A 21,734-nucleotide genomic window follows, 5' to 3' on the forward strand; every position below is an offset into this window, starting at 1 on the left:
GGGGAGGCGGGGCCTCCCCAGACCCCTCCACTCCCTGGGGGGCTCCCTCATGCCTTGGCGGGGGGGCGCTCGATCTGGCCCAGAACGCCGGTGGCGCCGCCCAAAAGGAACAGGATGTCGATGCCAACGATCAGCAAAGTGAAGCCTTCCTTGAGGCGGCGGTTGGCTTGGTCGGCGCTGGTGGTAATGATGCCGCAGGGCTTGCCCGCCGCCAGGGTGGCCTTCAACACCGTTTGGATGGCGTCCTCGACCCGGGGATCGGCGGTCTGGCCCAAGATCCCCATGCTGCCCGACAGATCGAGCGCCCCCACCATGACCGCGTCGATCCCCGGCACGGCCAGAATGGCCTCGATGTTCTCCACGGCGCGCACGTGCTCGATCATGACCAGGGTCATGATTTCGTCATTGGCGCTTTGCAGGTATTCGCCCATGCGCAGGCCATAGCACTGGGCCCGGCCCAGCCCCGCCCCGCGTTCGCCCAGCGGCGGATACTTGACAGCCCGCACCGCCGCCTCAGCCTCCTCGGCCGAATTGACCAGGGGCAGGAGAACGGCGTCGGGTCCGGTGTCGAGGACCCGCTTGATCATGGTCTTGTCGTTCCAGGGTACCCGCACCACCGTGCTGGTCTCGGCGCCGTTGGTCGCCTGGAGCATGGCCAGGACCTCGGCGTCGGACGTGGTGGTATGCTCCATCTCCAGCCACAGCCAATCGAAGCCAACGCGGGAGAACAGTTCGGCCACCACGGGGCTGGCCATGGTCAAGGTGGCCCCCAGGCACACCTCACCGGCGGCAAGGCGGCGCTTGAGGCGGTTGGGGGGACGATTACCCGTCGCATCCATGGGGGAGACTCCTGTGTCAGGGATCCATCAACTGTCCAAGGCTTCCAGCAGGCGGGCCCGCACCGTGGGGTCCTGCGCCTCCTCGGCCAGAGCCCGCTGGGTCTTGCCGGAAAAGTCTTCAATGTCGGAGCGTCCCCCGTGCGCCACGAACCAGCGCACTTGATCAAGGTAGCCCTCGAAGCGATCGGGCGCCGCCATGGTGGCGCGCAGCACCGTGTCGTGCATGGCGGTCAGGCCGTTAACCAGGGGGATCTCGTTGATCGCCGCCGTGTAGCGCTCGGGACTCACCGCCTGGGCGCAGGCCTTGAGGAGATCCAGGTGGTTGAACACGGCGGCGCGGATCACCGTTTGCGCCCCCATGGGGTGGCGCTCGTGCACCGTGGGATCGGCACCCCGGTCCAGCAGATAGAGCGCCGCCTCGTGACGCAGCCGAACCACCGCCGGGTTGGCGGGAAACCCGTTAGGCCCGGTGGCCGTGATGATCAGGGGCGGCTGGGACAGGGGCCCGCCCAGACGGTTGACCTCGGCGCCGTCGTCCTCGACCAAACGGCGCACCTCGGCCAAGGTCGCGTCCACGCTGGCCGGATCGCTGGCGGCGGCCCGCAAACCCTGATCCAAGGCGGCAACCAGCCGGTCGGCCAGATCCTGGCGCGGGCGCTCCTCGGGCGTCACCGTTGGCGTGATGCTCTCAAGGTAACGCTGGTAGGCCGCCGCCTTGGCCTCGGCCGGGCTATCATGGGGCCGGATGACCGCCACCATGGCCTCGTTTTGAAACTGGGCCGCCAGTTCCAGAGGGCCCAGACCACGCGCCGTGGTCACCGCCGTGCTGGCCCCGTGGTCCAACAAAAATTCAGCCAGCTCCAGGTGGCCATAAAACACCGCCTGCAACAAAACGCTGTGGGCGTTGATCCGGTATTGGCTGTCGATCAGATCGGGCCTCGCGGCCAGCAGAAGCTCAACGCAGGCCACGCGCCCCGCTTGGCCTGCCAGATGCACGGGCAAGGCGCCGGAAAGCCCATGGCCTCCCCCGGCATCGGCGCCGTGCTCGAGAAGCAGGCGGGTCGCCTCGGTCTGACCGCGAGCAGCGGCCCACAGGAGGGGGCTCCACCCCCCATCATCCTGGGCATTGACGGACCCCCGGCCGCCAGCCAAGCGCGCAAGGAGGGCAGATCGCCGGTGCGGGCCGCCACTAGGACGGCCGGGGTCAACGGGGGGGGCGTGTCGGTCATCGGGCCTCCTCGGTCGCTGGAGGGAAAACGGACAGACAAACGATCACCAGCCCTGACGTCGCAGGCCCCGGTCAAGCACAGCCACCAAGGCATCGCCGGCTTCGTAGGAGCATTGATTGGAGCGGGCGGTGATGAAGGGATAATCGACGATAACGGAAGTCTTCTTGCCGAAGTTGCCGTGATACTGACCCTCTGGCCCCACGGTATCGCGCAAGATGTATTCCAGCGTGTAGGGCGGCGGCCCCATGTTGAGGTCACTGCCGAGAAAACCGGTCCCGTCGTGATAATCGTATTCCACCGTGTGACCAGTGACATGGCGGCCGTGCAAAATGCTTTGGCGCTCGTTGAGATCGCGGGCAAAGGCCAAGCAGGCCACACCATAACAGATGGCACAAATCGGCCGATTGGTCTGATAAAACGCCAGGACCACATCGTGCAAGCGCTGGTTATTGACCATGTCAACGATGGGACCACTGCCCCCCACAAGAAGAAGCGCGGCAAAATCATCCAGATCTTGCCGCGCTTTCTTGAGGGTCTCGTTATACTCTTCCAGGGCTCGCAAAAAGTTGGGGGCACTGAAATAGGGGCGTTCCGGGAACCACGCCGCGAGGTTGCGTGGGTGATCGAGCCTCGGGGAGTCGTCCAGGGCGCGGACCTTGGCCGCCGTCGCCGCCGAGGTCACCGGCATGCCCAAGGGCGGATCGACAAAGCCGGGATCCATACTCACCGGCAAGGCGCGGGGCCGCCCACCACGCGGGGTCACAAACTCCAAGGAGTGGCCCGCCACTTCAAGACATTCCAAAGGCCCCAGCAGCTCTTCTCCCCAGTACCCATACTCGGAGAGAACGGTGAGTATCTTCTTTGAAGGCATTCTCCGGGCCCCCTCAAACCAGCGTAGACACGACTCCCGCCCGTCTCACGCGCTTCTTTTTAGGAACATCACAGAAGCAACAGGCTCTCTTGGTCCACTCTTGCGAGAGATCTGGCCTCGCACGCCCACTCACTTTGGAGTGATACTATTTCCAGATTTTCCGCAAGGGTCAACCCCAAACCACCCTCGCCACGCTCAAAAAGTCATTGGATGGCACAAAGCTCTTTTAAGTCAACAGAGTCTCTCTTTGCGGGCGTTAATCGAATTTTATCAACCGACCTTAGCCCCCCGGGCCACAGCCCCTGATCCCTACGCGATCCATCCAGAAAAGCGAAAAAGCAAACGAGATATAAAAGGAAAATCACCCCGGGCGTTCCTTTACGTCAGCGAAATCTCCATCTTTCCCACCGTCAAGATGATGAATTGACGTCTAAAGAGTCAGCGATTAACCTACAAAGACAAAAAGGTCACACCCACCGCGTCCACCAATCCGCATGCCCTGATCCACGCCCTTTTCCAAGCACATGACCGGGAGATGGAAGGTGTGGCTAGCGGCTTCATGTCGTGAAAGAAAAAATGCAGCCTTGACCGAATGAGGATCCCATGTCCAGCGGTGCCCTTCAGTCTCTGAGTGTCCTGAAAAAAATCATCCTCCCCGTCTTGATCACTATTTTGCTGTTCTGTGGCGGCTTGGCCGTCGCTTATCGCAGTTTGATCGTGATCGAAGAAAAAGCCAGCAAGGTGATCAACGAAGACGCCAAGCGTTCCTTGCTAGCCCTCGGTTTCATGTCTGAAATCAATAACGCGTCCATTGCCGCCCTTTCCACCTTGCTCGTCAGCAAAGACAAGGAAGCCCTGGATCGAGTCGTCGCCCGCTATGGCGAGAGCATCAGCCTGCTCCAGAAGAATCTCGACGCTGGCAGCGCCGCCGCCACAACCCCAGAGCGCAAAGCCATCGTTGATGACCTCAGGGCCAAGCTGCGGGACTACGATCAAGCCTCGCGCGACGCCATCGCCACCGTCCAGGCCGACAACATTCCCGCCGCCCGCGAAATCTGGGCCAAGAAGGTTCGCCCCGTGCGCCTCGCCCTGGCCGAAAACACCGAACAACGAATCCGCGTCAACCAGACCCTCATGGAACAAAATACGACCGAGATGGAAGCCCTGGTGCACCAGACCGTGCTATGGGGCGTCATCCTGGGGGCCGGGCTGGGGATCGGCTCGTTGGTGTTTTGCTATCTCGTGGTCAGCCGTCTGGTGACCACGCCTCTGTCACGCCTGACCCACACCGTCGAGCGCCTCGCCAACGGCGACGTCACGGTGGACCGTCCCCGAGGCTACACGCGGCGACGAAATCGGCCAGATCGCCCGCGCCCTTAACGTGTTCAAGCACACCGCCCACGAACGCCTTGCCCTGCAAGCCGAAGAACAACGCCGTGTCGAGGCCATCGAGCAACGAGCCCACGCGGTGGAACGCCGCATGAGTGAGTATCAACGCAGCGCCAGCGACGCTCTCGACGCCGTGACCCGGGCCTACGCCGACCTGGAACAAACTGCGGTTGGCATGACCCACACCGCCGAAAACACCGATACCCAAGTGGGCGCCATGACCCGCGCCACCCGCGACGCTAGCGCCAACGTCCAAAACGCCGCCGCTGCCGCCGAGGAACTCTCCGTCTCCATTCGGGAAATCGGGCGACAGGTCGAGCAGTCCAACCGCCTGTCGTCGTCGGCCGTCACCGAGGCGCGTGCCACCAACGAAACCATTCGCGGCCTTGCCGAGGCCTCGGCCCGCATTGGCGAAGTCGTCAAGCTCATCAACGACATCGCCTCCCAGACCAACCTCCTGGCCCTCAACGCCACCATCGAGGCGGCGCGCGCCGGCGATGCCGGCAAGGGCTTTGCCGTCGTCGCCGGCGAGGTCAAATCGCTCGCCAACCAGACCGCCCGCGCCACCGACGAAATCAGCGCGCAAATCGGCGCCGTCCAGGCCTCGACCCAAAACGCCGTCGCCGCCATTGGCGCGATCGTGGCCCGCATCAACGAAATCAACACCACGACGGCCAGCATCGCCGCCGCTGTCGAGCAACAGGCCTCGGCCACCAGCGAAATTGCCGGCAGTGTCCAGCGCGCCGCCGGCGGTACCGACCAAGTGGCCCACGCCATCGGGGATGTCAGCCAAGCCGCCACCGAAACCGGCGGCAGCGCGCGGCGCCTGCTCGACCACACCCGCGACCTCACCCGCCGGGGCGACGCCCTGCGCGAAGAAACCCTGCGCTTCCTGGACGACATGAATCGTTTCCTGAAAGCCGCCTGATCCCCGGAGCGGAGGGGTCTGGGGAGGCCCGCCTCCCCAGCCTTGCTTTTTTTGCTTAAAGCCCCAAAACGTCGCGCATGGTCCAAAGGCCAGCCGGCCGCCCCTCGCACCACAAGGCGGCGCGCACGGCGCCCTTGGCGAACACCGCCCGGCTAGAAGCCTTGTGGGTCAGTTCCACCCGCTCGCCTTCGGCGGCAAAGATCACCGAGTGATCGCCCACCACATCGCCGCCGCGCAAGGTGGCAAAGCCGATGGAGCCCGGCACGCGCGGCCCGGTATGGCCATCACGCACCCGGGTGGACATGGCCTCCAGGGAAATGCCCCGGCCCGCCGCCGCCGCCCGGCCCAGCCCCAGGGCGGTGCCCGAGGGGGCATCGACCTTGTGGCGATGGTGCATCTCGACGATCTCGATGTCGTAATCTTCGCCGAGAATGGCCGCGACCCGCTCGGTCAAGGCGGTGAGCAAGGTCACGCCCACGCTCATGTTGGGCGAGAAAACGATGGGGACCTCGGCGGCCGCCGCATGCAGTACGGCCAGATCGGCCGGCCCCATGCCGGTGGTACCAATGACCAGCGCCGTATCGCTTTTGGCGGCCAGCGCCGCATGGGCCACGGTGGCGCCGGGGGTGGAAAAGTCGATCACCACATCCGAGACGGCAAACAGGTCGGCGGCGCTGTCGGTAGCAACCACCCCCACCATGGTGCCCTCGGCCAGCACGCCGAGGTCGATACCCACGGCCGGCGAGCCGGCGCGCTCAATACCGCCCGCCAGTTCGGCGCCGGGCGTCGCCAGGGTTTCCTTGACGAGCATCCGGCCCATGCGTCCGGCGCACCCGACGATTCCGATCCTCATTGTCCCATCTCCTTTGGCCCGCGGGGTCTTCAGTCGGTCAGATCCTCCCAGAATTCCTTAACCTTTTTGAAAAAGGAAGAAGACTCCGGGCTGGAATCCTGTTCGCCCGCCTGCTCGAACTCACGCAACAGCTCTTCTTGCCGCTTGGTGAGGTTCACGGGGGTCTCTACCGAGGCATGGATGAACATGTCACCGCGCGTATTGCCACGCAACACGGTCATGCCCTTGCCGCGCAACCGGAACTGGTCACCCGACTGGGTCCCCTTGGGGATGTTGACCGAGGCACGACCGCCGTCGATGGTCGGCACTTCGATCGCGCCGCCCAGCGTCGCCGTGGTCATGGGGATGGGCACCTTGCAATGAATGTTGGCGCCATCACGCTGGAACAGGCGATGCGGGGTAATGGTGAGGAAAATATACAGATCCCCCGGCGGGGCGCCGCGCAAGCCCGCCTCGCCCTCGCTGGCCAAGCGGATCCGGGTGCCCTCTTCCACGCCGGCGGGAATGGAGACCTCCAGGGTCTTTTCCTTGCGCTGGCGGCCGCTGCCGGCGCAGTCCGGGCAGGGATCGCGAATGACCTTGCCCTGGCCGTGACAGGTGGGACAGGCCCGTTCAATGGTGAAAAAGCCCTGCTGCGCCCGCACCCGGCCGGAGCCTTTACAGGTGGGGCAGGTATCGGGGGCCGAGCCGCCGCGCGCGCCCGAGCCTTTGCAGGTGGTGCACACCACGCTGGTGGGGACGCGAATGGTGGTCTTCTTGCCGCTGAAGGCATCCTCCAGGGAGATTTCCATGTTGTAGCGCAGGTCGTTGCCGCGCTGGGCCGCCGTGCCGCCACCGCGCCGGCCGCCGCCCATGAATTCCCCGAACATTTCGTCGAAAATATCGGCAAAGCCGGCCCCGCCGAAATCGCCAAAGCCCCGGGCGCCCGCGCCGCCGCCCTGCTCGAAGGCGGCATGACCAAAGCGGTCGTAGGCGGCGCGCTTCTGGTCGTCCTTCAGGACTTCGTAGGCTTCGTTGACTTCGCGAAACTTGACGTCGGCGTCCTTGTTGCCCGGATTGCGATCCGGGTGATACTGCATGGCCAGCTTGCGGTAGGCCTTCTTCAGGTCATCGGCCGACGCGCCTTTGGCGACCCCAAGGACTTCGTAATAATCGCGTTTGCTCATGATGGACGGTCCGGTGTCCGGTGCCGGACGGGCGCGTCACGGCCCGGGGCCGGAGCGCGCCCTCGTCCAGGCACCACGGAAGGGGAAAGGCCAAGGGCAGCGGGTGCCGCCCGGCGGGGTGGGGATCCCCGCCGAGGCGACACCCCGAGCCTTACGACGACTTGCGCTCGTTGACTTCCTCGAAGTCGGCGTCCACAACGCGCTCCTCCCCGGTGCCAGCCCCGGCGGCCGACGCGCCCGGGCCCGGCTGCGGCGCCTCGGGGGCGTCGGCGCCGGCGTCCTTGTAGAGGAACTCGCCCAGCTTCATCGAGGACTGGACCAGGGCATCGGTCTTGGCCTTGATCGCGTCGGCGTCGCCGGAGTCGAGAACCTCGCGCAGGGCCTTGACGTCCGCCTCCACCTTGGTCTTTTCGGCGGCCGGCAGCTTGTCGCCATGCTCGCTCAAGGTGCGTTCAGTGGTGTGGATCAGGCCATCGGCGTGGTTGCGGGCTTCCACCGCCTGACGCCGCTTGCGGTCGGCCTCGGCGTTCTTCTCGGCTTCGCGCACCATGCGGTCGATGTCGCCATCCGACAGGCCCCCCGAGGCCTGAATGCGGATCGCCTGCTCCTTGTTGGTCGCCTTGTCCTTGGCGCTGACGTTGACGATGCCGTTGGCGTCGATGTCAAACGTGACCTCGATCTGCGGCACACCGCGCGGCGCCGGCGGAATGCCCACCAGGTCGAACTGACCCAGCATCTTGTTGTCGGCGGCCATCTCGCGCTCGCCCTGGAAGACCCGGATGGTCACGGCGGTCTGGTTGTCGTCGGCCGTGGAGAAGGTCTGGGACTTGCGGGTCGGGATGGTGGTGTTGCGGTCGATCAAGCGGGTGAACACGCCCCCCAGGGTCTCGATGCCCAGGGAGAGCGGGGTCACGTCGAGCAGCAGCACGTCCTTGACGTCGCCCTTGAGCACGCCGCCTTGGATGGCGGCGCCCATGGCGACCACCTCGTCGGGGTTCACGCCCTTGTGCGGCTCGCGGCCGAAGAAGGCCTTGACGGTGGCCTGGACCTTGGGCATGCGGGTCATGCCGCCGACCAAGATCACCTCGTCGATCTCGCTCGCCTTGACCCCGGCGTCGGCCAGCGCCTTACGGCAGGGCTCGATGGTGCGCTCGATCAGGTCATCGACCAGGGCTTCCAGCTTGGCGCGGGTCAGCTTGATGTTGAGGTGCTTGGGGCCGCTCTGGTCGGCGGTGATAAAGGGCAGGTTGATTTCGGTCTGCATCGAGCTGGACAGCTCGATCTTGGCCTTTTCCGCCGCTTCCTTCAGACGCTGGAGCGCCAGACGGTCGGTGCGCAGGTTGATGCCCTGCTCCTTCTTAAACTCGTCGGCCAGATAGTCGATGATGCGGGCGTCGAAGTCCTCGCCGCCCAGGAAGGTGTCGCCGTTGGTGGACTTCACCTCGAACACGCCATCGCCGATTTCCAGCACGGACACGTCGAAGGTCCCGCCGCCCAGGTCGTAAACGGCGATGATGCCCGAGGCCTTCTTGTCCAAGCCATAGGCGAGCGCCGCCGCCGTCGGCTCGTTGATGATGCGCAGCACCTCAAGACCGGCGATGCGCCCGGCATCCTTGGTGGCCTGACGCTGCGAGTCGTTGAAGTAGGCCGGCACGGTGATCACCGCCTGGGTGACCGGCTGGCCCAGATGAGCCTCGGCCGTTTCCTTCATCTTTTGCAGCACGAAGGCCGAGATCTGGCTGGGCGCATACTTCTCGCCGCGGGCATCCACCCAGGCGTCGCCGTTGTCGCCCTTGACGATCTTGTAGGGGACCAGCCCCTTGTCCTTTTCGACGGTCGGATCTTCATAGCGACGGCCGATCAGGCGCTTGATGGCAAACAGGGTGTTTTCCGGGTTGGTCACGGCCTGGCGCTTGGCCGGCTGGCCCACCAGACGCTCCCCCGAATCGCTGAAGGCGACCATCGACGGCGTGGTGCGCGCGCCTTCGGCGTTTTCAATGACCCGAACATCCTTGCCGTCCATGACGGCCACGCAGGAGTTGGTCGTTCCCAGGTCGATACCGATAACCTTGCTCATAATGCCACTCTCTCCTCGTTGGCAGACCTTCCGCGACCACTGTCAGGCATCGCGGTGATCCCCGGAGACCGGTGATTGGAAGGCCCGTTGAGAACGGAAACGCGACCCAATCCGGGCTCGCACGCCCTATATAAGAGGGGTCGGTAATTCCCGCAACAAGCGCCATCAGGGCGCCTCATCGGAACCGAGGGGGGTTCCCCCACCCCCGGCCCCTCGCTATAAGCAGACCGGCCGTTCTTTGCAAGCTTAGGAACCACCCATGATCCGCTACAGCCTGGAATGCCCCGACGAACATGTCTTCGAGCACTGGTTCGACTCCATCGCCGACGCCGATGCCCAACTCGCCGCCCACGCCATCACCTGCCCCGAGTGCGGCGCGACCACGGTGCGCAAAAGCCTGATGGCTCCCAACATCGGGGCGTCCAAGCCCAGCGCTCCCGCCTTGCCGTCGTGCGCCTCGGCCTCGTGCTGCGCCGGATCGTGCCCCGCCCTGGCCGGCTAGACGCGCGTCAGCCTCGCAAAGCCTCTTGCCCCCGCCCCGGAGAGGGGCTTTCCTGAGCCGGTCCTTCGGTCCAGCTCGCGAGCGCTCCATGCCCCTGCCCATCTATGTTCTGTCCCTGCCGGCCGCCGCTTCGCGCCGCGCCCCCTTGCTGGACGCCCTGAACCGCCTGGGCCTTGCGGCCACCCTCATCGACGGCGTCACCCCCGAGACCCTGAGCGAAAGCGACCACGCCCGCTACGACCGCGCGCGCTGCCTCGGCCTCTATGGCGTGGACATGCTGCCGGGCGAGGTGGGCTGCTACCTCGCCCACGAACGCGCCTGGACCCGGCTGTGTGACGACGGCCACGCCATGGCCCTGATCTTGGAAGACGACGCCACCTTGGCCGACAGCCTGCCGGCCCTCCTGGAAACCCTGAGCCAGACCGACCCCGCCACCCGGCCCTGGCAGGTGGTCCGCCTCGCCTCCTTACGCGCCAAAGCCATGGCCAAGGCCGTGGCCCGCCACAAAACGCCCCAGCCCCTGGGCGGCCCCCATGCCCTCTATCGCCTGAAAACCCACGTTCTTGGCCTGCAAGGCTATGTCATGACCGCCGAGGGCGCACGCCGCATGCGGGCCTATGGCGAAAAGATTTTCATGCCGGTGGACCACATGATGGACCGCTACTGGGAAAACGGCCTCGACCCCTATATTGTTTTCCCCTTCCCGGTTGGCCACCAAGACGCACTCCCCTCGGCCATCGGGACCCGCGACCCCCGACGCCGTTACGCGCAGGGCAAGGGCGTTTTATGGCGCCGGCGCCTCAACCGCTGGCGAGACGGCGTGGCCAAGCGCTGGTATGCCCTGCGTCACCCCTGAGCGAGGCGTCGCATGCACATTTTCATTCTCCACCCGCCTGGCGCCCCCCCCTCGCCTCTGGCGCCCCTCGCCGCCTTTCCCCAAACCCCCCTCGCCGTCCCCGATCCGGCCACCCTGAGCGACGCCGCACGCGCCCCGGTCGATGAAGGGTGTTGACGACGGAAATCTGGAGGGCGTCTTCGGGGTGTTTCATTGCAAATCCCCTCCGCGGAATATTGAAAAAATCAAAATGACCTGAGCGACAAGTACCGCCGCCCACTTTGCAATAAGTGTCGCCTCATCCATCGTCGCTCACCTTGAGCGCAGCGAGCGCCGCCTTTCGCGCCTCGATCGGTCCGACGCTCTTGCTCATGATTGTGCAGGTGCGCTGCGCCTCATACTGAAGGCCGCAGCCCACCCGCCGCTGGACCAGAGCAACAAAACCGAGGCGCGACAGGCCCAGGGCCACATCTTTGACGACTTGGCAGGCCCGACGGTCGTCGGCGCGGATGTAAACCACGGTCTCGCCGGGTGCGGCGTTGCGCACGGCACGGACGAGGCCGGCTGGGGTCATGGCGGGGCGCTTCATCGCAGCACCTACAGCCCGACAGCGGCGCGATACACCGACAGAAACTCATCTTCTTCGGCGAGGGCCTGCTTGCTTTTCTTGCGCATGGCAATCAGCTTGCGCAGGATCTTGACGTCAAAGCCGGACGACTTGGCTTCGCTATAAACCTCGCCGATGTCGTTGGCGATGTTGGCTTTTTCCTCTTCCAGCCGCTCGATCCGGGCCACGAAGGGAGGGCGTCGGCGTCCTCCATGATGTCCCGAACCGCGGGGCCAATCTTCTCGACGGAACCACGCCATGCCGATGATCCGAACCGGTTTCATCTCTCGATCTCCTCGCCGGGTGCGGTTGCCGCCGCACGTTCCGGGTGACTGCTGACAAAGAGATCGTCCGATGATTCGGGGAAACGGGTCCATGTGAATCGCTATAGGTGCAAACAATGACCAAACCGCGCGAACCACTGTCTATCGAGGATGCCATCATGAAGGTGATGGTGGGTCTGGGGCGTGAGAAGGCGGCGGCCGTCGTCGGCAAAAGTGTCACGCACGTCTACCGGTGGACAGACCCAGACCACGACACCAAGCCCAACTGCGACCAGATGATGAAGCTGGATGCGGCTTACGTCGCCGCCGGTCTCGGGGAGGCGCCAATCCTCCGGGCTTATCAGGCGATTCTGGAGGCGGCATCGACCGCCCCGACCATCCCCCTGAGGATCGCCCAATGACCGCCGCCCTGCGCCTCGCCGCGTGGGCACTGCTGGTCCTCGCCACCAGCCGGGGACGCTGACTATGCCCAGTCTCTTCGACCTTCCCGCCGGTGCCTGCCGCTGGCCAATCGGCCACCCTGGCGAGCCCAGCTTCACCTTTTGCGGCGAGCCAGCCCTGCCCGATAAGCCCTACTGCGCCGAGCACGCAGCTCGGGCCTACGTGGTCATGCCCAAGCCAGAGCCGAGACACGACCATGAATAACGAGAGCCCGACTGTCCGGGCAATTGCCGCACTCGCCCAAACCGGGCGCCGGGTCCAGTCCGACAAGCGCAGCCCTTCGGGGTGGCGGCTCGACGGGCGGGTGGTGCCAGTGCGGGCGATGATTGAAGAGGCCAATGCGGCGCTTCGGAAGGCAGAGATGCCGGTGATCGAGTTTCCAGGGGTGCAGGTCCAGACAGCCGCGCCCTAGCCCTGAAGAAGACGCCGGGGCCAGCATGCCTTCATAAATAGAGAGAATAGCTCTGGAGATGAAAGGAAAATTCCCAGCTGTCTGTTGCCCCCCATAAATACGGCATTTTCGGGTAGGGCATTTTTTCTTTAGGATATGAGCGGGAGTGATGAAAAGGGACCGATAAAACGCTATCATTTGTCCAATAGAAGATCGTCAACGACTGATAAATCAGGAATGGCTGCGATTCCTTCCTTATACGCGCCGAAATCATAACCGACGTTCTCACGCCGGAGGATCAAAGCACAGCGCGGTTTTAGGCTCTCAAGGGTGGCAGCAGACAGAACCGGGGCATTGCTAACAAAAACGATAGCGTATCCAACGTTTTCCAGCAGACGCAGGTGATGATCAACGTAATCGTGAACTGTTCCGCCTCGGTCGAAGTGCACGAAAACCGCCACCCGCCGCGCTCCTACCAAGCGACGACGTCCCTCTATGGTTTCCCTGACGTAGGTCGAGTGCCGAAAATAAGCCCGAAGGTAAGAGAAGTGCGCCAAGGCTAGGCGCGTGCCTCTGACCATGAGAGAAACGGCATTTCGTATACGAGACGCCGCCTGGTCGTTAAGGCTCATCAAAAATACTCCTTAGCGCTGTCCACGAGGGGAAAGAAGAGCCATCGCCCGCGACCGTAGTGTAGGAGAAAGCGGCGGCAGCTCCGCTGCTTCGGGATGGTCGAGCAGAAGGCGGGCTATTTTGTCTGCGTCCTCTCGTCGTCCTGCAATGTTGAGGGCATATGCTTGGTGATACAGCGAGGACCACAAGGTCTCATGAAGAGGCCCCTGTGTTTCGCGAACCACCGCCAGGGCGTCACGGTAAGCGGCCTCGAACCAACGTACCGCCGTTAACGGTGCCTTGCGATAGTTGAGGGTTAAGATCCCAAGGGCATGTTCGAGGGCTGACCTAGTCGGAATATCTGCGGGCAACAGAGCCTCGACAACGCTCATCAGTCGATCGGCGGAAGCCGATTGGTTGAGGTTGACAAGATCAACAAAGAGACGAGCCCGCATTGGCAGCAAAAGACGAGAATTAATCTTTTCTTTCAGAAGGGGGCTTGGGGTCGTCTCAAGAACTTCGATCGCATTAACGGCTTCTTGCGGACTTTCCCATACGAGGACATGGGCCGCATAAATCCTGGCTCTCCATGTTAGTTCTTCTGTCTCTTCATCGTCCGCGCCAATGATATGCAACGCAAAACGCATACGCTCGCCGGCCAAAGCAGCTGCATTAAACCACTGGTGAGCAATCTTACGATCACCATCCCCCTGCCAAGCCAACACGCCACAAAAATAGAATATATTCCCCAAGCAAAATGGGGCGCTCTTGTGATATTCATCAATACTGTTTGGGAGTGGAGCAGCAGTCAGAACCTTAATAATTTCTTGTGGATTTTTAATATTCATCCCCCAGCCGGAATGGCAACTTTCAAAAACATGTCGAGATGCCTCGCGGGCCCCCGCATAATCCCCCAGATTTACACACTCTTTCAAGAGTCGGTAGCGGAAACCGATGCCAATGGGCGTAGCAGGATCGGTATTGCCGGCGCGCCCACGCAGATAGCCCACATAGGCTTGGCGATCAAGGCGACGACTGAAATCGGCCTGAACCGGGCCCATAGAGGCCGCAGCCCGCAACGTATGACCCAGATCGGAGACAACCACGTTTGTGAACCCAACCCGGCGCAGAACCATCTCAAGCCCCTTCGGGCTGTAGAGAACAAAGTGATAGCCTGGACAAAGAAGAGACAAGAGCGTCCCTATCTGAGTGTCCTGTCGTATAGCCGTAGAACTTGGTGTGGTGAGAAGCAATGTCCCACTAGGAGTGAGAATTTCGCGTAGAACTTTAAGGAGAGGTTCTGGCTCGAAAATATGCTCAATGACTTCCGAGGCGAGGATAAGATCATAGGGGTCAGGTCCAGCATCCGCTGGGTCCTTGATATAAACATGCTCGATATCAACACCCAAAATTTCCCGCCCCGCACGGGCGCTAAAGCCTGGATCGAATCCTTTTCCAGACCATCCATAGACCGTTCGTGTGTAGTCAAGGACAAAACCAAACCCACACCCCAGATCGAGATAACGGGAAACTCGCGCAGGATCGACTGCAGCCAGAACTTCCGCCATGACGTCAATGCCAGCATTCTGCTCGAGATAGCATTCGACAAGAGGATCAAGGACAGCCTCATAAGGGGGCTGGCCCATGGTCGGGTTGAACGCACTACCACACGCTGGGCACTTAACCTGTGGCTGAGGAATATTGGGCGGCCACGGTGAGCGTACATTGAGTGTCACGGGCTTAGGACCAAGTTCCCCACACGCCGGACACCGAGCGTCAAGAGTCGTCGAACCATCCAACCACTCAATTGTTTGCGTCCAATTGACCTCTTGCGGGGCATCCATCAGCATTCTCCCTATCGGCGTGACCCTAGGAATTACCTCACACCCGGGCTTAGGAAAAGACTTCGTTTTGGTCTTTTTCCAAGACTAGCAGGCTGTTGAAAAATCCGGTGGCCCGCCGCGCTCGGACAAGATTCAATCATGGTCAATTAATTACGGCCGAGGGAATGATGCGGGGGACGGACGGATAAGCGATCTGGAGAACTGTTCTCCTACGTTGACCTAAGCCGTAAACTCATAAAGAGATTTCCCGTCAATTTCTTTTTGTGATTGAACGGCTCCATATTCTGTGGATCCTTCGATGACTCGTCGCCGCTACGAATTGACCGATTACGAATGGTCGATCATTCAGCCCCTGTTGCCGAACAAGCCACGCGGTATGCCATGTGTCGATGACAGTCGCGTCTTAAACAGCATTCTGAGGCGGTCCCAGACGGGGTTCGCCGTGGGTGGAAATTCCCGAGCGCTACACCACTCCTCGGGACACGATCCCCATGGTGCTCGACGGGCCGATCAATGGCGAATGGTTCGAGGCCTATGTGCGCCAAGTCCTGGTCCCCGAGCTGCGTTCGGGTGACATCGTCGTCATGGACAACCTGTCCAGCCACAAACGCCGGCGGTTCGCGAGGTGATCGAGGCGGCAGGGGCGACGGTGCTCTTCCTCCCGCCCTACAGCCCCGACTTCAATCCCATCGAGAAGGCTTTCGCCAAGCTCAAGACCTTGCTGCGAAAGGAGACCGAGCGAACCGTCTCCGGCCTATGGAACCTCATCGGACGGCTCGTCGACCTGTTCCTGCCAAGCGAATGCGCCAACTACTTCAGAGCCTGTGGCTATGACCCGGACTGATCGAAATATGCTCTAAACGCAGGACCGAGGTCGTCGGCATCTTCCCAAACGGAGATGCCATCACCCGCCTGATGGGCGCACGCCATCCTCCTTGAGCAGAATAACGAATGGGCTGTCCAGAGAACCCGCTACATGACCCTGGAATTCGTCGCACACTTTGGCGATGTCCCCTCAACAGCTTTCCGCCCGTCGCGGTAGCCTGATCAAACCGGCCAAGCCTGCCGGAGATCAAACGGCGAAACCGCTGTTACCCCACTCACTGGGAGACGATCGCTATTTCTCCCGACTGGACACCTCCGGAAACCGGCCTTGAACGGCACTGCATGTCGCTGGCCGCTCGATCGGGGTGTGATCGGCGCGGCGATCACTGATTTTCCGGGTCGGGTGGTATGAAGCGGGTGACGATCCCCCAAGATCGGCGGCATCCCCCCTGGGAGGGCGCCCGGTCGGGCGCCAATCAGGCGAGTTCGGCCTGACGGTCGAGCCAGGACCAGCGCTTCATGTTGTAGGCCATATTGGCAAGCGTGATCGCTGCCCTGGCGCGGGCGAGGCCGATGGTGCGGATGACCAGCCCCATCCGACCCTTCATCTCGGCGAAGACATGCTCGACCCGGGAACGGATCCTGGATTTCACCGTGTTGGCCCTGGCGGTCGCCCGAGGCATCGGTTTGCCCTTGGGCTTCTTGCGGTGGATGCGGCTGACCTTGCCGGCTTCGGCAAGGAACGCCTCGTTGGCCTCGGAGCGGTAAGCGCTGTCGGCCCACACGTCGGAGGCGGTATTGGCCGGATCGATCAGCCCCTCGCGCAGTCGGGCGCCATCGGCTGCGGCCGCATCGGTGACGAGCGCGCGGCGGATGATCCCGTGCTTGCGGTCGATCGAGACGTGGTTCTTGTAACCGAAATGAGGGATGGCGATATCGCCTTGAGGTGTGCCGTCCTCTCTGACCTTTCCCTTGGAAAACTTCACCGTCCAGCGGGCATCGCAATCCTTCTGCCGCAGCTTGGCCGGCTTGTCTCGCCAGTCCTCGGGAACCTTGCCCTCCTTGATCGCCTGTTTCTCGGCCTCGGTATTGCGTTGGCGCGGCGCCGACACCAGCGTCGCGTCGACGATCTGCCCCGACATCGGCAGATAGCCCGCCTCGCTGATCGCCCGGTCGAGCCGCTGGAACAGATCGTCAAACGCACCGGCCGTGATCAGCGCTTCGCGGAAGTCCCACAGAGTGTTGGCATCCGGCACCGCATCGCCCGGCCCCAGGCCGCAGAACCGCATCCAGCTCAGCCGGTCGCGCACCAGATACGTCGTCCGACCCAGCGCCAGACCGTGCAGCGACTGCAACACCAGCATGTTGAATTTCAAAACCGCGTCGAAGCCGGGCCGACCGCCCTTCGAGGGCGCACTCCGTCGCCGGACCGCACGCTCCAGAACCGGCCGGAACAGTTCGAAATCCACCGTCTTCGACAGCGTCTCCAGCGGATCGCCCTCCGCCGAAAGTTCCGCCAGACGACGCTCGACATCCCAGAACCCAATCTGAACCGCCATTGCCGCCCCCAATAGCCGATCGCCTATGGAATCACGAACCAGACCCAGACGCCAGTTTCCGGAGGTGTCCGACTCGAGTCGTCACACCCCAGCGAGAATTGCCCATGCACCAAAAAATAATCCACAGATTCGACAACTTATCCACAGTTTCGCGCAAGGCCAAGGAAGGAGGGAAAAAAAAGTTATCCACAGATTCGGGGCGTTATCCACAGATCCCCTCGAAAAAAATTGGACTCTAGTCACGAAAAATTGGACTCTACGCACACGACTCGAGGAAAATCCTTGGACTCTACTCACACAAACAAATAACTTAAGTTTACAAATAATTTTCAATTGCTTGTGTGAGTAGAGTCCAACTTGACAACCACATTGAGATGCGCCATACTCCATGGGTCTTCCGGAAATTATGGAAGTTATTATATTTTTAGCGGTTTTTTTATGAAGTGCTTTTTAAATAAAAGACCTTGCATGAGGCTTGAAACCCATCAAAGAGAAAATATCAAAAAAGGCAGAGAACAAAACCTCTTGTCAGGAACCACAAAAACGCCGATCCCCGGAATCATCCTCAAATGAACTTGATGATGATTTAAATTTTGGTATTACTCATGCGGGTTTTGCTCTTACCTGTTTACCACACAMAAAAACAGACGCTGAAGTTTGGCGCCGAGAAAATGGACGCGTTACCCTCTTAGTTCGTCCAGGTTATAATCGTGCAGGACAACCTATAGGTCTTCCCTATGGGTCAAGAGCAAGAATGATACTCCTGTATCTACAGACGGAAGCTCTTAAGACAGGATCTCCGGAAGTAGAACTTGGAGGATCAATGGCTGCCTGGATGACTCGTATGGGAATTTCTGTTGGTGGTAAAAGCTATCGCTTGATCGATGAACAAGCAATGCGTCTCTCATTATGTTCGCTCACTTTTTTTTGGGATGAACGGGGTGGCGAAGCTTTTAAAAATTCAAACTTTGTAGAAGGTGGACTTTGTCTTAGTGAAATGACAGATGATGGTCGCCAAAAAAGGCTTTGGACACAGACAGCTATACTATCGGACGATTTTTTTCGTAGCCTTAAACAACATGCCGTTCCCGTTCTTGAATCTGCTGTGCGAACTTTAGCTAATCGTTCTCTTGCCTTAGATATTTATATATGGCTTGCTTATCGTCTACATGTTCTGCAGCACCCAACCACAATAGGGTGGGCGTCTCTCCGTGGACAATTTGGAGCGGGCTTTGACGATAAAACCCCCATGAGCCAGTTTCGCCGTACTTTTTTGGAAAACCTCCGTTTTGCTCTTCAAGTGTATCCAGAAGCCCGGGTCGATCTAGACAACATGGGAGGTGTGATTCTTCATCCATGTCGTCCTCCTATATCACCCCGCTACGTTCAAAGTATTATTAGTTTTTCCCAAAAAGGTTCAGAAACTTTCCCAGAAAGTATTTAAATTTCTTAAGGTATTTTCAAAAATAAAAAATATTGCTCTATTAATGTATTGTAACATTTGAAAAATTATATTTAATTTTAACAGAATTTATTATGACTAATAAAATCATGATTATGAACAGTCTCCTTTTTTGGAGAGAATTACTGATGTGTTATAACGCGTCATGTTAAGTAAGACTTGCGGCAGGAATTAGAGCGCTGATTTACTTCAACATGGCAAACTGAGAGTCTGTCCGCTAAGTTCCTTATAATTTCTCAATTGTTGTGATTATGAAAAACATGAGGCGCAGAAATGCTAAGGCGATCCTAGGACAGGCTATTGAAGTCTTTAGTGAGGCGGCGGCATCTAGCTAGTTAGCCGAAGGTGTGCTCAACGATCTAGTATTTGGGCAACACCACAAAGCTCTTAGAGTCCGTTTGAGAATGTCAGGGGTGGCTAATCCTGCGAACGAGCAGGTTGCCCATTGCGAGAAAGATCATGGCCTCAGATACGTCGAGGCGCCGTTCGTAGTCGCGGACAAGTCGGCGGTAGCGGGGTGAGCCAGCCGATGCTGCTCTCGACCACCCAGCGGCGCGGAATGACCTTGAAACCAGGGGCGGTGTCGGAGCGGCGTACGACCTCGGCCACGAAATCAAGGAAAGCCGCCTTGTCGAGCAGCTTGCGGCGGTCGTAGGCACAATGGGCGAAGAAATGCTTCACCCATGGCCAAGCGCTTGCGTCCGACGATCTTCTTCCCGGCATCGTAGCCGCGCTTGTCGGCCATCGGGGCCTTGATGGTCTGGCTGTCGATGACGCCCGCCGTGGGGCTGGCCTCCCGCCCGGCGCGCTCGCGGTCGATCATCAGCGCCACGTCATGGATGGTGCGAAACAGCAGGGAACGCACGAAGCGCCGGAACCACCAATAGACCGTCTGCCACGGCGGGAAATGCACCGGGAGCATCCGCCACTCGCAGCCCGACCGCACCATGTAACGCAAGGCATTCACCACCTCACGCAGGTCGGTCGTGCGCTTGCGCCCGCGTCCCGACGGCTGCGGCAGCAAAGGCTCCAGCGCCCCCCATTCCTCGTCGGTCAGGTCGCTGGGATACCGTTTCGTCTTCTTCTCAATGGCCGCCATCCGGCTGCATGTCGATTTGTTCCACATCGACAGTCGCTCGGTCGATGATCTAGTCAAGGCCATGGGCATGAGCGGCATCTCAAAGAGCCAAGTGTCTCGCCTGTGCGCCGAATCGACGGCAAAATTATGATCACTCCGGCCATCCATGCCGGAGATCAAACAGTGATCGCGCTGTTACACCACATCCGGGGACACGATTCTTTCCAAAGGTGTCGATGGTTCTGCCCTCGATCCGCTTGAGGTGAGCCTTGAGCTTGGCGAATGCCATTTCGATGGGGTTCAGGTTGGGGCTGTAGGGCGGGAAGAAGAGGAACCAGAACCTTGAGAGAGCTGGGGTTCATGGGCTGATGAATGATTTATGAGGCCGCCAAGCCATTGTTGAAAGGGATCTGCCCAGTTTCCGTTTATCAAGAGCATCTTCGCCGATGGAGGGGGGTGCGCTCGCCATGTCCGGCGTGCCACTTCCAGTTCCATCAGCCGCTCGGCGGCAAAGCCGATCATCTCGCGCAGCAGATCGGTATCGGCGCTCTTTTCCAAAAGCCCGTAAAGGGCCATGATTTCCTCGGTTATCGGTTTGATCCTTGGGCCGGTTGATTCAGCCCATACTACCTTACCGCTATGCCCTGCAGCCGATGATCCCCCATCTGACGCGATCATAGTGTAATACCATATCCTGCTAAAGGAGACTCACGAAGGGGCTTCCCAAGAAAGCGCTGATCTGATTGACCATGTCAAACGGAGGGAGGTTTGCCATGGCGGCTGCGGTTCGGCTTCAGGAGGACTTCACGGCGCAGGACCTGCGCGCCTTGGCCCGCACATCGCGTTGTGCGGACCAAACCCGTCGTCTTTTGGCCCTGGCGGAAGTCTACGATGGACGGTCCCGGACAGAAGCGGCTCGGGTCGGAGGCGTGGGATTGCAGACCTTGCGGGACTGGGTTTTGGCCTTCAATGACCAAGGCCCCTTGCAATCCCTCCATCCTCAACGAAGCCCAACGCCAAGCCTTGGCCGAGAAGGTGGAAGCAGGTCCAGTCCCCCGGCCATCCATGGCGTTGTCCGCTGGCGGTTGGTCGATTTGGCGCAAGGACTGTGCGAGGAATTCCGCGTGTCGATCAGCAAACAGACGTTCAGCCGGGAACTACGCGCCATGGGGTTCCGCAAGCTATCAGCGCGCCCTCGCCATCATGCCCAGGACGCCGAGGCGTCGAGACATTCAAAAAAACTTCCCCGCCCGCCTGGACAAGATCGCGGCCCATGAAGCGGCAGGCAAGCCCATAGAGATCTGGTGGCAGGACAAAGCCCGCATCGGGCAGAAAAACAAGATCACCCACCGCTGGGCACGACGCGGAACGCGACCAGTGGCACCGCGAGATCAGCGCACCAAGTCCGCCTGGCTGTTTGGCGCAATCTGCCCAGCCGAGGGCAAAGCAGCTGGTCTCGTCCTGCCGGTTTGTAACACCAAGGCGATGACCTTGCACTTGAAGGAAATTTCCCAGGCCATCGCCCCTGGCGCCCATGCCGTCGTCCTTCTTGATCAGGCTGGATGGCATCTCTCCGGCGATTTGCCAATCCCCGCCAATATCACCTTGCTGCCGCTCCCACCCAAGTGCCCAGAGCTGAACCCCGTCGAAAACATCTGGCAGTTTATGCGGGAWAACTGGCTGTCCAACCGTGTCTTCACCTCTCACGAGGATATCATCAACCACTGCTGCTACGCTTGGAACAAGCTTGTCGATCAGCCATGGACGATCATGTCAATCGGATTGCGAAAATGGGCTCATGGGTTCTAATTAATGAGATTTGGTATAACTACTCAGGGAGTTGGTTGGAGAGTGTTGCGGTCGAGATCAAAATGTGTGTCTCTCTAGGGATGGCAGAAACACTGCGCTATCGCCTCAGCCATACCGAGAACGACGCCCTGAT

Annotated in this window: 23 protein-coding genes and 5 pseudogenes; 14 read left to right on the plus strand and 14 right to left on the minus strand. The window is 60.7% G+C overall.

The features are described 5' to 3' along the window. Positions 1–47: 47 nt before the first annotated feature. From RSPPHO_RS12720 to RSPPHO_RS12730, 3 genes are all read right to left on the minus strand, one after another. Positions 48–839 (minus strand): HpcH/HpaI aldolase family protein, encoded by a 792-nt coding sequence (locus RSPPHO_RS12720; protein WP_014415630.1) that lies wholly within the window; start codon positions 837–839, stop codon positions 48–50. A 27-nt stretch (positions 840–866) separates the two neighbouring features. Then, the gene (locus RSPPHO_RS12725) at positions 867–1,991 is read right to left on the minus strand and encodes an ankyrin repeat domain-containing protein (RefSeq protein WP_014415631.1); all 1,125 of its coding nucleotides are present in this window, start codon (positions 1,989–1,991) and stop codon (positions 867–869) included. A 120-nt stretch (positions 1,992–2,111) separates the two neighbouring features. Beyond that, positions 2,112–2,939 carry a type 1 glutamine amidotransferase domain-containing protein gene (locus RSPPHO_RS12730; RefSeq protein WP_014415632.1) on the minus strand — a complete coding sequence of 276 codons (828 nt, stop codon included), beginning with the start codon at positions 2,937–2,939 and terminating at the stop codon, positions 2,112–2,114. Positions 2,940–3,542: 603 nt separating this feature from the next. Here RSPPHO_RS12730 and RSPPHO_RS21160 point away from each other — a divergent pair. Continuing rightward, positions 3,543–4,319 carry an MCP four helix bundle domain-containing protein gene (locus RSPPHO_RS21160; RefSeq protein ID WP_014415633.1) on the plus strand — a complete coding sequence of 259 codons (777 nt, stop codon included), beginning with the start codon at positions 3,543–3,545 and terminating at the stop codon, positions 4,317–4,319. Between the two features lies 1 nt (position 4,320). Continuing rightward, the gene (locus RSPPHO_RS21165; RefSeq protein WP_014415634.1) at positions 4,321–5,256 is read left to right on the plus strand and encodes a methyl-accepting chemotaxis protein; all 936 of its coding nucleotides are present in this window, start codon (positions 4,321–4,323) and stop codon (positions 5,254–5,256) included. Between the two features lie 55 nt (positions 5,257–5,311). Here the strand turns inward: RSPPHO_RS21165 and dapB are convergent, their stop codons facing one another. From dapB to dnaK, 3 genes are all read right to left on the minus strand, one after another. Then, on the minus strand, positions 5,312–6,109 hold the full coding sequence (gene dapB / locus RSPPHO_RS12740) for a 4-hydroxy-tetrahydrodipicolinate reductase (RefSeq protein ID WP_014415635.1): 798 nt from the start codon (positions 6,107–6,109) through the stop codon (positions 5,312–5,314). Between the two features lie 29 nt (positions 6,110–6,138). Then, positions 6,139–7,275, minus strand: coding sequence for a molecular chaperone DnaJ (dnaJ, locus tag RSPPHO_RS12745; RefSeq protein WP_014415636.1), 1,137 nt, complete (start codon positions 7,273–7,275; stop codon positions 6,139–6,141). 151 nt (positions 7,276–7,426) lie between these two features. Beyond that, positions 7,427–9,352: a molecular chaperone DnaK gene (dnaK, locus tag RSPPHO_RS12750; RefSeq protein ID WP_014415637.1), complete on the minus strand. Its 1,926-nt coding sequence runs from the start codon at positions 9,350–9,352 to the stop codon at positions 7,427–7,429. Positions 9,353–9,611: 259 nt separating this feature from the next. On the opposite strand from dnaK, the gene RSPPHO_RS12755 reads away from it, so the two are divergent. From RSPPHO_RS12755 to RSPPHO_RS20135, 3 genes are all read left to right on the plus strand, one after another. After that, complete coding sequence (locus RSPPHO_RS12755; RefSeq protein WP_014415638.1) at positions 9,612–9,854, plus strand: DUF1178 family protein; 243 nt, start codon at positions 9,612–9,614, stop codon at positions 9,852–9,854. Between the two features lie 88 nt (positions 9,855–9,942). Then, positions 9,943–10,710 carry a glycosyltransferase family 25 protein gene (locus RSPPHO_RS12760; protein ID WP_041795470.1) on the plus strand — a complete coding sequence of 256 codons (768 nt, stop codon included), beginning with the start codon at positions 9,943–9,945 and terminating at the stop codon, positions 10,708–10,710. 12 nt (positions 10,711–10,722) lie between these two features. Further along, positions 10,723–10,866, plus strand: a complete 144-nt coding sequence (locus RSPPHO_RS20135) for a hypothetical protein (protein WP_157879231.1) — start codon at positions 10,723–10,725, stop codon at positions 10,864–10,866. 121 nt (positions 10,867–10,987) lie between these two features. Here the strand turns inward: RSPPHO_RS20135 and RSPPHO_RS12765 are convergent, their stop codons facing one another. Together RSPPHO_RS12765 and RSPPHO_RS12770 are read right to left on the minus strand one after the other, a co-directional pair. Next, complete coding sequence (locus RSPPHO_RS12765) at positions 10,988–11,263, minus strand: hypothetical protein (RefSeq protein WP_014413340.1); 276 nt, start codon at positions 11,261–11,263, stop codon at positions 10,988–10,990. Between the two features lie 23 nt (positions 11,264–11,286). Next, a complete protein-coding gene (locus RSPPHO_RS12770) occupies positions 11,287–11,580 on the minus strand; it encodes a DUF2312 domain-containing protein (RefSeq protein WP_242390492.1) in 294 nt (97 codons plus the stop codon). A 116-nt stretch (positions 11,581–11,696) separates the two neighbouring features. Here RSPPHO_RS12770 and RSPPHO_RS12775 point away from each other — a divergent pair, with 116 nt between their 5' ends. From RSPPHO_RS12775 to RSPPHO_RS12780, 3 genes are all read left to right on the plus strand, one after another. Next, positions 11,697–11,981 carry a hypothetical protein gene (locus RSPPHO_RS12775; protein WP_041795472.1) on the plus strand — a complete coding sequence of 95 codons (285 nt, stop codon included), beginning with the start codon at positions 11,697–11,699 and terminating at the stop codon, positions 11,979–11,981. 64 nt (positions 11,982–12,045) lie between these two features. After that, positions 12,046–12,225, plus strand: coding sequence for a GcrA family cell cycle regulator (locus tag RSPPHO_RS19205; protein ID WP_081581766.1), 180 nt, complete (start codon positions 12,046–12,048; stop codon positions 12,223–12,225). Beyond that, positions 12,218–12,433: a hypothetical protein gene (locus RSPPHO_RS12780; RefSeq protein ID WP_041794291.1), complete on the plus strand. Its 216-nt coding sequence runs from the start codon at positions 12,218–12,220 to the stop codon at positions 12,431–12,433. Before RSPPHO_RS19205 ends, RSPPHO_RS12780 begins: the two co-directional genes overlap by 8 nt. Before the next feature lie 173 nt (positions 12,434–12,606). On the opposite strand, the gene RSPPHO_RS12785 is transcribed toward RSPPHO_RS12780, so the two are convergent. After that, positions 12,607–13,044, minus strand: coding sequence for a hypothetical protein (locus RSPPHO_RS12785; protein ID WP_041795473.1), 438 nt, complete (start codon positions 13,042–13,044; stop codon positions 12,607–12,609). A gap of 12 nt (positions 13,045–13,056) precedes the next feature. Next, positions 13,057–14,868 (minus strand): class I SAM-dependent methyltransferase, encoded by a 1,812-nt coding sequence (locus RSPPHO_RS19210; RefSeq protein ID WP_081581767.1) that lies wholly within the window; start codon positions 14,866–14,868, stop codon positions 13,057–13,059. Positions 14,869–15,166: 298 nt separating this feature from the next. Here RSPPHO_RS19210 and RSPPHO_RS19215 point away from each other — a divergent pair. The 3 pseudogenes from RSPPHO_RS19215 to RSPPHO_RS19220 form a co-directional block, all read left to right on the plus strand. Beyond that, positions 15,167–15,335, plus strand: a pseudogene (locus tag RSPPHO_RS19215) (transposase); the annotation flags it as partial. A 21-nt stretch (positions 15,336–15,356) separates the two neighbouring features. After that, positions 15,357–15,712: pseudogene (locus RSPPHO_RS12795) on the plus strand (transposase); the annotation flags it as partial. Between the two features lie 14 nt (positions 15,713–15,726). Further along, positions 15,727–15,915, plus strand: a pseudogene (locus RSPPHO_RS19220) (IS256 family transposase); the annotation flags it as partial. Between the two features lie 254 nt (positions 15,916–16,169). Here RSPPHO_RS19220 and RSPPHO_RS12800 read toward each other — a convergent pair. Continuing rightward, positions 16,170–17,252, minus strand: coding sequence for an IS5 family transposase (locus tag RSPPHO_RS12800; RefSeq protein WP_041795481.1), 1,083 nt, complete (start codon positions 17,250–17,252; stop codon positions 16,170–16,172). A gap of 475 nt (positions 17,253–17,727) precedes the next feature. Here RSPPHO_RS12800 and RSPPHO_RS19225 point away from each other — a divergent pair, with 475 nt between their 5' ends. Continuing rightward, positions 17,728–18,696: a replication protein RepA gene (locus tag RSPPHO_RS19225; RefSeq protein ID WP_081581768.1), complete on the plus strand. Its 969-nt coding sequence runs from the start codon at positions 17,728–17,730 to the stop codon at positions 18,694–18,696. Between the two features lie 425 nt (positions 18,697–19,121). Here RSPPHO_RS19225 and RSPPHO_RS12805 read toward each other — a convergent pair. From RSPPHO_RS12805 to RSPPHO_RS22045, 3 genes and pseudogenes are all read right to left on the minus strand, one after another. Then, a pseudogene (locus tag RSPPHO_RS12805) lies at positions 19,122–19,840 on the minus strand (transposase). A 184-nt stretch (positions 19,841–20,024) separates the two neighbouring features. Further along, positions 20,025–20,123, minus strand: a pseudogene (locus RSPPHO_RS19230) (transposase); the annotation flags it as partial. Further along, positions 20,093–20,368 (minus strand): hypothetical protein, encoded by a 276-nt coding sequence (locus RSPPHO_RS22045; protein WP_162138070.1) that lies wholly within the window; start codon positions 20,366–20,368, stop codon positions 20,093–20,095. The gene RSPPHO_RS22045 and the pseudogene RSPPHO_RS19230, both read right to left, overlap by 31 nt. A 197-nt stretch (positions 20,369–20,565) precedes the next feature. Here RSPPHO_RS22045 and RSPPHO_RS21180 point away from each other — a divergent pair, with 197 nt between their 5' ends. Both RSPPHO_RS21180 and RSPPHO_RS21185 read left to right on the plus strand, forming a co-directional pair. Next, complete coding sequence (locus RSPPHO_RS21180) at positions 20,566–21,069, plus strand: winged helix-turn-helix domain-containing protein (protein WP_242390493.1); 504 nt, start codon at positions 20,566–20,568, stop codon at positions 21,067–21,069. After that, a complete protein-coding gene (locus tag RSPPHO_RS21185) occupies positions 20,996–21,601 on the plus strand; it encodes an IS630 family transposase (protein ID WP_242390494.1) in 606 nt (201 codons plus the stop codon). Before RSPPHO_RS21180 ends, RSPPHO_RS21185 begins: the two co-directional genes overlap by 74 nt. The last annotated feature ends 133 nt before the right edge of the window (positions 21,602–21,734 follow it).

Origin of the sequence: Pararhodospirillum photometricum DSM 122, from assembly GCF_000284415.1 — a bacterium.
GTDB classification, from domain to species: domain Bacteria; phylum Pseudomonadota; class Alphaproteobacteria; order Rhodospirillales; family Rhodospirillaceae; genus Pararhodospirillum; species Pararhodospirillum photometricum.